General features: G+C 70.9%; 7 protein-coding genes. 5 read left to right on the top strand and 2 right to left on the bottom strand.

The window, feature by feature from the left end; genetic code table 11:
- Nucleotides 1-46: 46 nt before the first annotated feature.
- Nucleotides 47-1,375: a S1 family peptidase gene (locus tag G6048_RS41830; protein ID WP_206342797.1), complete on the bottom strand. Its 1,329-nt coding sequence runs from the start codon at nucleotides 1,373-1,375 to the stop codon at nucleotides 47-49.
- Nucleotides 1,376-1,956: 581 nt separating this feature from the next.
- On the opposite strand from G6048_RS41830, the gene G6048_RS41835 reads away from it, so the two are divergent.
- From G6048_RS41835 to G6048_RS41850, 4 genes are all read left to right on the top strand, one after another.
- Nucleotides 1,957-2,172 (top strand): type A2 lantipeptide, encoded by a 216-nt coding sequence (locus tag G6048_RS41835; RefSeq protein ID WP_165344843.1) that lies wholly within the window; start codon nucleotides 1,957-1,959, stop codon nucleotides 2,170-2,172.
- 135 nt (nucleotides 2,173-2,307) lie between these two features.
- Entirely contained in the window at nucleotides 2,308-3,114 is an 807-nt protein-coding gene (locus G6048_RS41840) for an HlyD family efflux transporter periplasmic adaptor subunit (protein WP_165344844.1), read from the top strand.
- Between the two features lie 35 nt (nucleotides 3,115-3,149).
- Nucleotides 3,150-5,366: an NHLP family bacteriocin export ABC transporter peptidase/permease/ATPase subunit gene (locus tag G6048_RS41845; RefSeq protein WP_165344848.1), complete on the top strand. Its 2,217-nt coding sequence runs from the start codon at nucleotides 3,150-3,152 to the stop codon at nucleotides 5,364-5,366.
- 1 nt (nucleotide 5,367) lies between these two features.
- Complete coding sequence (locus G6048_RS41850) at nucleotides 5,368-8,208, top strand: NHLP bacteriocin export ABC transporter permease/ATPase subunit (RefSeq protein ID WP_165344845.1); 2,841 nt, start codon at nucleotides 5,368-5,370, stop codon at nucleotides 8,206-8,208.
- Between the two features lie 79 nt (nucleotides 8,209-8,287).
- On the opposite strand, the gene G6048_RS41855 is transcribed toward G6048_RS41850, so the two are convergent.
- Nucleotides 8,288-11,437, bottom strand: coding sequence for a helix-turn-helix transcriptional regulator (locus G6048_RS41855; protein ID WP_165344846.1), 3,150 nt, complete (start codon nucleotides 11,435-11,437; stop codon nucleotides 8,288-8,290).
- A 397-nt stretch (nucleotides 11,438-11,834) separates the two neighbouring features.
- Here G6048_RS41855 and G6048_RS41860 point away from each other — a divergent pair, with 397 nt between their 5' ends.
- On the top strand, nucleotides 11,835-12,332 hold the full coding sequence (locus tag G6048_RS41860; protein ID WP_328828538.1) for a hypothetical protein: 498 nt from the start codon (nucleotides 11,835-11,837) through the stop codon (nucleotides 12,330-12,332).
- The last annotated feature ends 133 nt before the right edge of the window (nucleotides 12,333-12,465 follow it).

Genomic DNA, 12,465 nt, shown 5'->3' on the forward strand with positions numbered 1-12,465 from the left:
GCCCCGCCACGGCCGTTATGGGGGCACGGCCGGAATCTGCTGCGCGTCAGCCGGTCAGGCCCTCGATGAAGCCGGACTCTTCCTCAACGCCCGCTTCCTCATCAGCGCCGGCTTCTTCACCGGCACCGGCTTCTTCACCGTCACCGGCCTCTTCACCGTCACCGGCCTCTTCGCCGGCGCCCGCGCCACCAGCGCCGGCCTCTTCACCGGCACCCGCGCCACCGGCACCCTCTTCCTCGTCGGCGCCGCCGCCTGCTCCGCCGTCGCCGAGCGTTGCGCCTGTCGCCTCCAGGGCGGTGGTGACCGGCTGGAAGAAGGTCTCGCCGCCGACCGTGCAGTCGCCGCTGCCGCCGGAGGTCAGGCCGATCGCGCTGTTCTCGTTGAACAGCGAGCCGCCGCTGTCGCCGGGCTCGGCGCAGACGTCGGTCTGGATGAGACCGGTGACCGTGCCCTCCGCGTAGTTCACGGTGGCGTTGAGGGCGGTGACCGTGCCGGAGTCCTGGCCGGTGGTGCTGCCCATGCGGGTGACCGGCATACCGACCTCGGCCTCGGCGGCCTGCGCGATGTCGACCGTCTCGCCGTCGAGGTTCACCGTGCTGGGTGCCTCCGTGGCCGGGTCGTCGTAGTTGACGAGCCCGAAGTCACCCTCACCGGGGAACGTGGCCGTCTCAGCGTCGACCGTACCGATCGGCGCGCCACCCTCCTCCTCCGACCACTCGGCGGCCGCGACAGCGCAGTGACCCGCGGTCAGGAAGGCCGGGTCGCCCTCGGCGTTGGTGACGTTGAAGCCGAGCGAGCAACGCGAGCCGCCGCCGAAGATGGCGTCACCGCCCGCGGCAAACGTCTTGAACTCACCGGCGGACCTCTTGACGGACGCCATGTCCGAGCCGAGCGACTTGACCGTCGACTCCACCTGGTCCCAGTTCGAGCCCTTGACCGTGCTGTCGGCCGTGACCTGGATCTTGTTGGTCCTCGGGTCGACGGACCAGGCCGTACCGGGGACGGTGGCCTCGGACTTCAGGGTCTGCTCGGCGGCCTTCAGTTCGGACATGCTGTTTGCGACTTCGCGTACGACCGCGCCTGCCTGCTCGGCCCCGACGATGACGTTGTTGTTGTCGCCCACGACGTTGATGATCAGCTGCTGCTGTTCCTTGTCGTAGTACGAGCCGGCAAACGCTTCACCGAGCTGCGGGGCCAGCTGCGAGACCAGATCGGCCGCCTGGGCGGCATTGACCGTCTTCGGGGCCGCGGAGGAGCTGCTTCCTTCGTCCTGGGACGCCATGGCGTTGGGCAGAATCAGTGCCGCCGCTCCGAGCGCCGCCACGCTGCCCGCTGCGATTACGGCCTTGCGCTTTGGTGTTCGCTTGTGACTCAACTTCTTGACCTCCTGTGGGGACGGGGTCCGCGCTACCGCTAGGCAGCTGATGGCGGCGCCTGGATGCCGACTGGTACGGATGCGGCGCGTGGGGTGTTCAACTCCCTTGCCGAACTTCCTCGTTCACTCGCCCTCCGCTACCGCGAGATAACTGCGTGTTCGCCTCAGAGACCGGAATCCCGGCTTCAGGAAATCTGCACACCGATTGCGCAGCCACGTCACGGCCGTTGGTGAATCTGCACAGCGGACCGGCGCCCGCCGCCTCATTGGTTCGGGAGTGTCTGTTTCGCCAGTACGTCCGCAAGGGCATCGGAGCGATCACACCGGGGATGGTGTGAAGAAGTGGCTACCGAGCCGTGCGCAGGCGTGCACGGTTGGGCTTCTCTCTGCCGCAAATGCGCTGATCACATGCGCCGTTGATTGGAAGCGCGGCGCGAGGGCGTGCTTTGATCCATCGCACCGCAGGGTCACCCCACGGTCCCGGAGACGGGTGCCTGAGCCTTGCGGACGCGGCCGACCATCTGTCCCCCAGAGGGGGCCGCTCCCCCCTTGTGAATACCAATAGGAAGGGAAGTTCCATCATGAACTCCACCCCCCAGGTCGAGACCGTCGAGATCTCGGACGCCGACCTCGACACCGTCTCCGGCGGCCTGCAGGTCAACGCCCTGGGCACCGTCACCGGCGCGCTGGACTCCGTTGCCCCGGTCTCGGGCATCGTTGACACGGCCGTCAGCACCGTCGAGGGCACGACCGGCCTGAACACCGCCCCGGTCACCGGCCTGGTCGCCGGCCTCTGAGCGCATCAGCGTGCCGTGAGTCCCGGAACCGTTCACCGGTTCCGGGGCTTCCGGATGCCGTGAACCAATCGGCAACGCGGCGGCCGTTCACCAGTTCCGTACGTCCTGTCGTCCGCAGGTGAGGGAAAGTTCCCCGTGCAGTTCCGCCAACAGGCCCTCGCCAAGCTCCAGTCACCGGAGGAGCTCGACCTTCCGGTGCGCTTCGCCCGCCCGCAGGGCTGGCTCGTGCTGTCCGTGACGGTCGTCGTGATGGCCGCCGCCTCCGTCTGGGCCGTCACGGGATCCGTCGCCTCCACGGTGACCGCGCCCGCCATCCTCACCCACGGGCAGGGCAGTTACGTTCTGCAGAGCCCCGTCTCCGGCCAGGTCACCGCGGTCCTCGCCGAGCAGGGCGAGCGGCTCGCAGCCGACGCCCCAGTGCTGAAGGTCCGTACGGCGAAGGGCGAGACGGTGGTCCGCACCGTCGCGGCGGGCCGGGTCAACGCCCTCGCCGCCTCGATGGGCGCCATCATCCAGACCGGCGCGAACGTCGCCTCCGTCGAGAAGGTCGCCGACGCCAAGGACCCGCTGTTCGCGACGGTGTACGTGCCCGCCGAGAACGCAGCCACGATTCCCGACGACGCGGCCGTGGACCTCACCGTCCAGTCGGTGCCCACGCAGGAGTACGGGGTGCTGCGCGGCCGGGTGAAGAGGGTCGACCGGAACGCCCAGACGCCGCAGCAGATCGCCGCCTTCCTCGGCGACAACCAGCTCGGCGAGCAGTTCACCAAGGACGGGCGACCGGTGGCCGTACTCGTCCGCCTCGACCGTTCGTCCGGCACGAAGTCCGGCTACAAGTGGTCGTCCACGGAGGGCCCGCCGTTCCGGCTCGACTCCATGACCATGGCCTCCGGCTCGATCCGGATGGCCGATGAGCGCCCGATCGATTGGCTGCTGCCGTGACCGCCCCCCAGGAGACCGGCACCGCGGAGTCCCAACTGCCGCCGCCCGTACGGGGACGGCGCCGCGCCGCGCCGCCGAAGCGCACCGTCCCCAAGGGCCGCCGCAAGACCGTCCGCACGCCCACCGTGCTCCAGATGGAGGCCGTGGAGTGCGGCGCCGCCTCGCTCGCCATGGTGCTGGGCCACTACGGGCGGCACATTCCGCTCGAAGAGCTGCGGATCGCCTGCGGTGTCTCGCGGGACGGCTCACGTGCGAGCAATCTCCTGAAGGCGGCGCGCAGTTACGGCCTCACCGCCAAGGGCATGCAGATGGACACGGCGGCGCTCGCAGAGGTGCGCGCCCCGGCGATCCTGTTCTGGGAGTTCAACCACTACGTCGTCTACGACGGCATGGGGCGCCGCTTCGGCCGGCGCGGAGTGCACATCAACGACCCCGGCAAGGGCCGCCGTTTCATCCCCATGGAGGACTTCGACACCAGCTTCACCGGTGTCGTCCTGGTCATGGAGCCGGGTCCTGACTTCGAGAAGGGCGGCCGCAAACCGGGCGTCCTGGGCGCCATGCCGGCCCGGCTGCGCGGGACTTCGGGCACCATGCCGGCCGCAGTGCTGGCGAGTCTGCTGCTGGTGGCGGTCGGGGCCGCGGTGCCCGCGCTCAGCCGGACGTACATCGACATGTTCCTGATCGGCGGGCAGACCTCGCTGCTCACCGTGCTGTTCGCCTCGATGGGCGCGACCGTGCTGCTCACGGTCGTGCTGACCTGGTTGCAGCAGGCGAACCTGCTGCGCGGGCGCATCATCTCCTCGACGCTGAGCAGCGCGAAGTTCCTGCGGCATCTGCTGCGGCTGCCCGTCACGTTCTTCTCCCAGCGCAGTCCGGCCGACCTGGTGCAGCGGCTCCAGTCGAACGACGCGGTGGCCGAGACGCTGGCCCGGGACCTCGCGGCGGCGGGCGTGGACGCGGTCGTGGTGGTGCTGTACGCGGTCCTGCTCTACACCTACGACCCGCAGCTCACGGCCGTGGGCATCGGGGTCGCGCTGCTCAACCTGGTGGCGATGCGCGTCGTGATTCGGCTGCGGGCGACGCGTACCGCCAAGCTGCGGGCGGACAGCGCGCGGCTCACCAACACGGCGTACACCGGGCTGCAGTTGATCGAGACGATGAAGGCGACCGGCGGCGAGGACGGCTACTTCCGCAAATGGGCCGGGCAGCACGCCACCACGCTCGAGGAGCAGCAGCGGCTCGGGGTGCCGAGCGCCTGGCTGGGTGTGGTCGCGCCGACGCTGGCGACTCTCAACAGCGCGCTGATCCTGTGGATCGGCGGGATGCGGGCCGTTGAGGGCCATATCTCCGTCGGTCTGCTCGTGGCGTTCCAGGCGCTGGTGACCCGCTTCACCGCGCCGATCACCCGTCTGAACGGCGTCGCGGGCCGCATCCAGGACTTCGCCGCCGACGTGGCCCGCCTGAAGGACGTCGAGAACTTCGCGGCGGACCCCCTCTACTCACGCCCTGGCGCGGGCGACAGCACCCGCCGGCTGCACGGCCATGTGGAGCTGGAGAACATCACGTTCGGCTACAGCCCGCTCGACAAGCCGCTGCTGTCCGGCTTCTCGCTGACGGTCGGGCCGGGGCAGCAGGTGGCGCTCGTCGGCGGTTCCGGCAGCGGCAAGTCGACCGTGTCCCGGCTGATTTCGGGGCTCTACGCGCCCTGGGATGGCGTCATCCGGATCGACGGACAGCGCCTGGAGGACATCCCCCGTGGCGCGCTCGCGGCCTCCGTGTCCTTCGTCGACCAGGACGTCTTCCTCTTCGAGGGCACGGTCCGCGACAACATCGCTCTGTGGGATCCCTCTGTCCCCGACGACGCCGTGGTGGCGGCGCTTCAGGACGCGGCGGTGTACGACGTCGTCATGCGCCGCCCCGGTGGCATCCACAGCAAGGTCGAGCAGGACGGCCGTAACTTCTCCGGCGGCCAGCGCCAACGCCTGGAGATCGCACGGGCGTTGGTTCGCAGGCCCAGCATCCTCGTCCTCGACGAAGTGACCAGCGCCCTGGACGCGGAGACCGAGCAGATCGTGATGGACAACCTCCGCAAACGTGGCTGCGCCTGTGTGGTGATCGCGCACCGGCTCAGCACCGTGCGCGACAGCGACGAGATCGTGGTTCTCCAGCACGGCACGATCGTGGAACGCGGGCGTCACGACGCCCTGGTGGCGGCCGGCGGCCCGTACGCCGAGCTGGTCAGGGAGCGCTGACATGACATCCGTACCCGACCAGCAGCATCAACAGCCCGTCGCCGAGGGCGACTACGTGCTCGCCGCGCTCGGCGGCATGGGTACTCCGGTCGACGGCTCCGGCCTCACCCGCCTGGACCTCGAAGGGCCGCACGTGCTGTGGCTCGTCGCCTCCGGCGCCATGGACCTCTTCGCCGTCGACGCGATCCAGCAGGGCCACTGGCACCACCTCGGCCGCCTCGAAGCGGGCACACTGCTGCTCGGCCCGGTCGCGGGACCGCAGCACACCCTGGTGGGCAGGCCCCTGCGCGAGTGCGTACTGCGCCGTATCGAAATGCGCGAGCTCTACCAGCCGCCGCAGACCGAGACATGGACGTACGACGCGTACGGCAACCCCGTGCTCGTACCCCCGGCCACCAGCCCCCTGGAGTACGCCCTCTCCCTGGGTGTCGGCCGGGGCCTGGCCCTCCTGTTCGAGGCGCCCCTCGCCACCGAGCGGGGCGCGGCCCTGACCGACGACGACATCCTGTGGATGCAGGTGCCGCCGGGCAGTGTGCAGTACGGGTCCGTGTACGGCGCCGAGGCCGCCGCCGATCTGCTGGTGGACCCGGCGATGTGGCAGGCCATGGTCGACCAGCAGTACCGGCTGCTCGCCACCCTCGACCGCTGGATCGAGCAGCTGGAACGCACCCATGAGGACCGTACGGCCGAGGGCATCAAGGCCGGTGAGGAGGTCCGCGCCCGGGCCGACCGCACCCTGATCGCCTCCATCTCCAAGCGCTCGTCGTCGACCGGGCCCGCGGCGGACGCCGACGCCACCTACGCCGCCTGCAAACTCGTCGCCCGCGCGGCCGGCCTCGCGCTCGCGGACCCCGCGCAGAGCGGCACGGAGAGCGACCGGCTCGACCCCGTCGAGCGGATCGCGCTCGCCTCCCGCGTCCGCACCCGGGCCGTACGCCTGGACGGGCGCTGGTGGCGCGACAACATCGGTCCGCTGGTGGGCCACCGGTCCGGATCCGGCGCCCCAGTCGCGCTGCTGTGGCGGCGCGGCGGCTATGTGGCCGTGCACCCGAGCGGCCGTGAGACACCGGTCGAGAAAGCGAACGTGGCCGAGTTCGAGCCGCGCGCCGTCATGTTCTACCGGCCGCTGCCGGAACGCCGGTTGGGCCCGTTGGGGCTGCTGCGCTTCAGCCTCCGCGGCACCGGCGGCGATCTGCGCAATCTCGCGCTCAGCGGTCTGGTCACGGTGGCGCTGGGGGCGCTGGTGCCGATCGCGACCGGGCAGGTGCTCGGGGTCTATGTGCCGAAGGCCCAGGAGAACCTGATCGTGCAGTTCTGCCTGGCCATCATGATCGCCAGTGTGGTGTCGGCGGCGTTCATGCTGATGCAGAACCTCACCATCCTGCGGATGGAGGGACGTATCGAGGCCACGCTCCAACCCGCCGTGTGGGACCGCCTGTTGCGGCTGCCCACGAAGTTCTTCACCGCGCGCTCGACCGGCGAACTGGCCAGCGCCGCCATGGGCATCAGCTCGATGCGCCGCATGATGGCGGGCATCGGCCCGGTCGTCGTCCAGGCGGGCACGGTCGGCCTCATGAACCTGGTCCTGCTGCTGGTGTTCAGCGTCCCGATGGCGCTGGCCGCGATCGGCATGCTCGTGGTGATCGCCACGGTGTTCCTCGGGCTCGGACTGTGGCAGGTGCGCTGGCAGCGCCGCCTCGTCGTGCTGAGCAACAAGCTCAACAACCAGGCGTTCCAGACGCTGCGGGGCCTGCCCAAGCTGCGGGTCGCGGCAGCCGAGAACTACGCGTACGCGGCCTGGGCGAGCGAGTTCGCCCGCAGCCGTGAGCTGCAGCAGCGGGTGGGGCGGATCAAGAACCTCAACACGGTGCTGGGCGCGGTGTATCTGCCGCTCAGCACGCTGATCATCTTCATGCTGCTGGCGGGACCGGCCCGCGGGTCGATGTCGGCCGGTGCCTTTCTGACCTTCACCACCTCGATGACCATGCTGCTGACCTCGGTGACCCAGCTGACCGGTGCGTTCGTCTCGGCGGTCGCCGCGCTGCCGATGTTCGAGGAGATCAAACCGGTCCTCGACGCGACACCCGAGGTCCGCGTGGCGAGCACCCGCCCCGCCGCGCTGTCCGGCGCCATCGAGGCGAAGAAACTGTCCTTCCGGTACACCGACGACGGCCCGCTCGTCCTCGACGACGTGTCCTTCGCGATCCGGCCGGGCGAGTTCGTGGCGATCGTCGGCCCCAGCGGCTGCGGCAAGTCCACCCTGCTGCGGCTGCTCATCGGCTTCGACAAACCGGTCTCGGGCAGCGTCCTGTACGACGGTCAGGACCTGGCCGCCCTCGACCAGTCGGCCGTACGCCGTCAGTGCGGTGTCGTGCTCCAGCACGCGCAGCCGTTCACCGGCTCGATCCTGGACTGCATCTGCGGCACCGAGCCGTACACGCCCGAGGAGGCCATGGCCGCCGCCGAGATGGCCGGGCTCGCCGAGGACATCAAGCGCATGCCGATGGGCCTGCACACCATCGTCTCCGGCAGCGGCGCGGTCTCGGGCGGCCAGCGCCAGCGGCTGATGATCGCCCAGGCGCTGATCCGCCGCCCGCGCATCCTCTTCTTCGACGAGGCCACCAGCGCCCTGGACAACGAGACGCAGCGCCGCGTCATCGAGAGCACCCACGCGCTCAACGCCACGCGGATCGTGATCGCACACCGGCTGTCGACCGTGCTGGACGCGGACCGCGTCATCGTGATGTCGGACGGGCGTGTGGTGCAGGAGGGCCCGCCCGCGCAACTGCTCGCCGATACGGGCGGGCGGCTGCACGAGCTGGTACGACGCCAGATGGCGTGAGCGCCACCGAAATCCCGTACGGACGCTGCTAGTTCGAGCACTGGGACGCGCCCCTTCGGTGCCGGCGCGCGCCCCGGAGTCACGGCCCGTGCACGTACCGCCGGGCCAGGGTACGCAGGGCGGCCCTGCTGTTCTGACCGGTGCGGTCGCGGAGGCTCGCCAGGTGCTTTTCGACGGTGCGTGGTGAGAGGAAGAGCTGCTCGGCGATCTCCTGGTTGCCGAGCCCTCGGCCGAGCAGGCGCAGCACCTCGTACTCCCGGGCCGTCACCCCCGTCCGCCGCAGCTCCTGCGGAATCGTGTCGTGGCCCTCGCGGCGGCGGGGAACGGGAGAGCCCGCTTCGCGTAGCAGGGCGCGGCAGGCTGCCGACACCCGTGTGGTGCCCCGGTCGTGGAAGAAGTGCTCGGCGGCGCGCAGCCACTCGACGGGTCTCCCCCAGTTGTCGGTGAGTGCCGCCTGAGCGCCCAGCCGCAGACACAGATGGCGGGCCAGGGGTATGACGTCCGTCCCGGCCAAGGCTTCCTCGGCCGCCTTGGCGGCCTCGGCGGCGCGGCCTTCGCGGCCCAGGAGCACGGCCCGGGACCAGCCGACGTAGGGCCGGTCCGAGTGGGCCTCGGCGAGCCGGTCGGCGACGGCCCCGTCCAGCTCCGCCCAGCCGGCCGCGCCCCGAACGGTCCGCAGGAGCAGGTACGGGCCCAGGAAACCGGTGACTCCCCGGGTGCTGGGCAGTGCCTTCATGACCTGGTCCGCGTCGGTGAACTCGGCCATCGCCCGGTCGTGTTCCTCCCTCAGCAGGGAGCAGATGCCCTGGGCCCAGCCCCACACGGAGGTGTCGGCGTAGCCCCAGACCGCTCCGGCGCTCCCACCGGCCAGTGCGTTCTGAAGGACGTGCAGCGCGGTCTGGAGTTTCTCCCGCTCCCCACGGACGGCGGCGATGATGCCGTCCACTCCGGCACCGAGCAGTTCCACTTCGTCCAGTCGCAGTCGGCGAGCCGTCGTCCGCAGCCGGCGGGCGGACTCCGCGGCCGCGTCCAGTTCGTCGCGCAGCACATGGGCGAGCGTCAGATGCATGTCGGCCCAGGCCGTCATCAGCACCGCGCCGGTCTCGTCGGCCTCCTTCCGCGCGGCCAGCAGCCGCTCTATCCCGGTGAAGCGAACCCGGTCGAGCGCGCCGAGTTCCAGCAGGCCGCGGATCCGCCAGACCGGCAGCCCGTGGGTCTCGGCCGTGGCCACCAGACGCTCGAACACCTTCACCGACTCGGCCAGGTCCAGGGGCCTCAGGCAGTACCCGAGCATGTTCAGCGCCTTGCAGCTCACTTCCGGCAGCCCGACCGCCTCGGCGGTCGCCACGGCTCCTTCGGCCAGGGCCCTGGCGCTCTCCAGCCGGTCCGGGCGCTGCGAGTTGAGCATCAGGTGCGCGGCGACCGCGTCCAGGGCCGCGCGGGACGCCGGGTCGGGCTCGGCGCCGAGCAGCTCCCGTGCCCGCCGGACGGCGGTCAGTCCCTCCTCCCAGCGCTGGACGGTGGCCGCGGCCCCGGCCTGCGTCAGGAAACCCGCGGCCCGCCGGGCGGGCGGCGCACCCCACGCGGTCAGAATGCGGTCCAGCCGGTCACCGAGCTCCGGGACGCGCTGGACGTCGCCCGTGAGGACGAGTGTCCGCAGCAGTTCCTCCAGCAGCCGGGCCACGGCCTCGGGCGGGGCGTCCGTGGCGTCGGCGGTCAACTCCAGGCCCCGGTCGAGGAGTTCCACCGCGGTCAGCAGGGCGCCCCGCTGGACCGCCTGCCGGCCGGCCCGGGTGAGCAGTACGGCCGCCCGTGCCCGCTGCCCGCCGGCGACGCACAGCTCCGCGGCCAGGCGGTACAGGTCGTCGCCCGAGTCACCGCCGATCAGACCGTGGGGCTCGCCGGGCCGGCCCGCGCCTCCCGTCCCCTGCTCCGACGCGTCGGCGGACTCAGGCGCGTGGTTCGCGTGGGCGGACTCGGTCGCGTGGTTCGCGTGGGCGGACTCGATGGCGTGGCTCGCGTGGGCGGACTCGGCCGCGTGGCCGGACTCGATGGCGTGGGTGGACTCGATGGCGTCGGCGGCGGCGAGACAGAGCGCCGCCCGTTCCGCGGGCAGCAGCCGGTGGGCGATGGCATCGGCGGTCAGGGCGTGGCGGAAGGTGTGCCAGCCGGGTTGCTCCGCGGTGGGGCTGTGGGTGGTGCCGTGGGTGGTGCCGTCGGCGACCAGGTGGGCTCGTGCCGCGTACCGCAACTGGCGGTGCGCCGTCGGCCGGTCGAGTCCGGCGACACGAGCTGCGATGTCCACGGGGAAGCGCCTGCCCAGGACGGCCGCCGCTTCCAGGAGCGCGACTCCGGGCGCTTCCAGGTGGTCCACGCGCTGGAGGACGGCGGCGGCGACCGTCGCGGGTACCCCGGCGTTCAGCGCGCCGGTCACCGTCCAGCCGGCGCCCTGCCGCTGGACGAGATCGCCGCTGTCGACCATGGCTCGTAGCAGTTCCTCCACGACGAAGGGGACGCCGTCGGAGACGGCGTGCAGCCGGTCCAGTACGGCCGCCGGTACCGCGCCCGCGTCGCCGTGGCCCAGACAGCGGGCGGCCAGTTCCGCTGTCTCGGCGGGCCCGAGGCGGGCCAGGCGCACGGTGCGGGCCGTACGGCGGGAGGCCGCGGCCTCGGCGAGGTCGAGGGCGGGTCCGGGCCCGCCGCGCAGGGTGGCCAGCAGAAGGGCCCGCTGGCCGGGAAGGTTGTCCGTGAGGTAGTCGACGATGGTCAGCGTGTCGGCGTCCGCGTCGTGCAGGTCCTCCAGCACCAGCACGCAGCCACGGGTGCGTCCAAGGACGCCCAGGAGCCGCAGCACCGCCTCGGCGTAGCCCACCAGCGGCGCCCCGTCCTGCGGCGCCAGCCCGCACAGCCGCGACAGCAGTGGCTCGTAGGGGCCCAAGTCCCCGTCCGCGGGCGCCCCTTCACCGCGCAGTCCGGAGAACACGGCCTCCGCCAGCGGGCGCAGTGGCACCGCGCGCCCGGCGGACGCGGCCCGCCCGCGCAGCACCCGTAACCCGGCGCGTACGGCGGTGGCCACGGCCTCCTCGACCAGGCGCGACTTGCCGATGCCCGGCTCGCCCAGCACGAACACCGACGAGCCCCGCCCTTCGCCCGCCGACCGGCCCGCCTCGGTCAGCAGGTCCAGCTCCGGTCCTCTGCCGACCAGCGTCGGTGACGACAACGACGACACTCAGGCCCCCTGCTCCCTCTTCCGGGCTGCCCCGGCCGCCCCCTCGAATACTCCTTCGAGCTCAGACAGCGTAATACCCACGAGCCACAGGGGCCGCACCACTAGATGGGGGCTCTTCCCCCATGCCCACGGCCGAGGCGCACGGCACGCTCTTCTCCAGCAGGTAGGGGGGACAGGGCATGTCCGGGGGACATGCCCTGTTGCTGTTCTTTCTTCGGCATTTCTTCGGTGTTTCTTCGATATGGGGGGGGTCCCAATGTCTATGCCTTCAAGGTCTTCGATTCTGGTCACCGCCGGGCTTCTGAGTGTGGTCCTGTGCGGATGCTCGTCGCTCACCGAAAGCTCGGAGGTAGGTGCCGGCACGTCGTCGAAGGGTTCGTCAGCAGACGGGCCGGAGGTGCCGGACTCCATCCTGGACCTGGAGCGGGTGTGCACGGACGGGCTCGGCTTCTCGGGGATGCCCGCCTACGACCGTACGAAGAAGACCGTGCACCCGGCGATACTCATGAACAACCCCGGCGACGACTGGTCCCAGTTCGAGCCGCCCGCCGGAGACTTCCCCAAGGGCTGGTTCCTCGGCTACTCCGACAAGCCGGCCGCCGCCCAACTGGTCGTCTGCCTCGAGCGCACCAAGGCGACCGCGACCGGCAAGGTGTGCGACATGGAGACCGAGGACGGCAAGCCGCTGAAGATAAGCACGTACAACACCTCGTACCAGCTGAAGGTCGTCGAAGCGCGGACGGGCAAGGCACTGCACGAGTACAACGGTGAGGCCAAGTCCGACGAGTGCCCGGTGTACGTCTACACCTCGGCGGGCGAGGACAAGAACAAGTACTACAACGAGGTGCGGCCCAAGGACTACCGCAAGCGCGTCCAGCCCTTCATCGCTCCGTAAGCCGTCCCTCGTCGCCGCTCTCCGAGCTCAGCGGAGACAGGCAGGGCACCGCCACAGCGGGACCCTGCGAAGGCTGGCCCATCGCGCAGTCCGCATCGGCGTGCTGCTGTCCGTGGCCGTCGTGATGGCCCTC

Origin of the sequence: Streptomyces ureilyticus (assembly GCF_011045025.1) — a bacterium.
In the GTDB taxonomy this organism is placed as follows: domain Bacteria; phylum Actinomycetota; class Actinomycetes; order Streptomycetales; family Streptomycetaceae; genus Streptomyces; species Streptomyces ureilyticus.